This window comes from Mobilicoccus caccae (genome assembly GCF_030161635.1).
GTDB lineage: Bacteria > Actinomycetota > Actinomycetes > Actinomycetales > Dermatophilaceae > Mobilicoccus > Mobilicoccus caccae.
Map to the genome: position 1 here is coordinate 1 of NZ_BSUO01000004.1, position 1024 is coordinate 1024.

The window sequence follows — 1024 nt, forward strand, 5'->3', positions numbered from 1 at the left end:
GTTAAGATGAAGTAGAGGTGTTTATGATGCCGGGACGTAAGTGGACAGTGGACGAGAAGATGAACATCGTGCTCGAGGGCATGATGCCCGGTGCGAATATCAGCGAGGTATGTCGGCGGCATGGCGTGGCCCAGAGTCTGTATTACAGGTGGCGTGAAGCGTTCCTGACTGGTGGACGGGCTGGGCTTCAGTCCGGACCCTCTACGAGGGAGCAGGAGCTGGAGAAAGAGTTGCAGGAGGCTCGGGCTAAGATCGGTGAACTCACGATGCAGGTGGATGTGTTGCGAAAAAATCGAATTGGGGCCGGAAGTAAATAGCCGTTCTTTGGTCTGTCAGCTCGCCAAAGAAGGCTTTCCGGTCCCAGTGATTGCAAGAGCATTCGGGCTGAACCGGACGTACTGTTACAGTTTGCTGAAGCCGCCTGTGCCAAAACCGAAGCGGCCTTCTGTGGACAAGGACGCTCTGGTCAAACAGTGGATTCGGAAACTGTGCGAAGAATTCCCCACGTACGGATACCGGCGAATCCAAGTCATGCTGCGTCGCCGATACAACCTGCGGGTGAACCATAAGCGAGTGTACCGGTTGATGAAGGAAATGGGGCTGCTGGTGAAAACTCCGAGGCGGAGCGCTTCACGAGCGAAACGGCGAGGAAGATACCGGTCACCAGGTCCAACGAGCATTTCCAGTGCGACATGACGAAGGTGTGGTGTGGGAAAGACGGCTGGGGATATCTGTTTGCCGTGATTGATGCTTATGACCGGGAGATTGTGGGGTACTCGTTTTCCCGGTTCTGCCGTACAGAGGACCTGCTGAAGGCTGTGGATATGGCACTGAACTATCGCTTCCCGAACGGCGTTCAAGGTGCCGGTTTGACATTGCGAACCGACAATGGCTGCCAGATGACGAGTCGACGGTTCATTCAAGCGATGAAGGCCTGCCAAATCAACCACGAGCGGACGGGTTACAACAACCCCGATGCTGACGGATACATCGAGCGATTCTTCCGGTCGCTGAAGGAGGAGGA

Annotated in this window: 3 protein-coding genes; all 3 read left to right on the forward strand. The window is 55.4% G+C overall.

All coding sequences use genetic code 11. The annotated features are described in order from the left end of the window. Window positions 1-26 precede the first annotated feature (26 nt). The gene (locus QQK49_RS23530; RefSeq protein WP_431310603.1) at window positions 27-317 is read left to right on the forward strand and encodes a transposase; all 291 of its coding nucleotides are present in this window, start codon (window positions 27-29) and stop codon (window positions 315-317) included. Further along, on the forward strand, window positions 277-696 hold the full coding sequence (locus QQK49_RS23535) for an IS3 family transposase (protein WP_431310602.1): 420 nt from the start codon (window positions 277-279) through the stop codon (window positions 694-696). The genes QQK49_RS23530 and QQK49_RS23535 overlap by 41 nt, the downstream gene beginning before the upstream one ends. Next, window positions 693-1024, forward strand: a 332-nt coding sequence (locus tag QQK49_RS22435; protein WP_284306077.1) for a DDE-type integrase/transposase/recombinase, incomplete at its 3' end; no start/stop codon positions are given. The genes QQK49_RS23535 and QQK49_RS22435, both read left to right, overlap by 4 nt.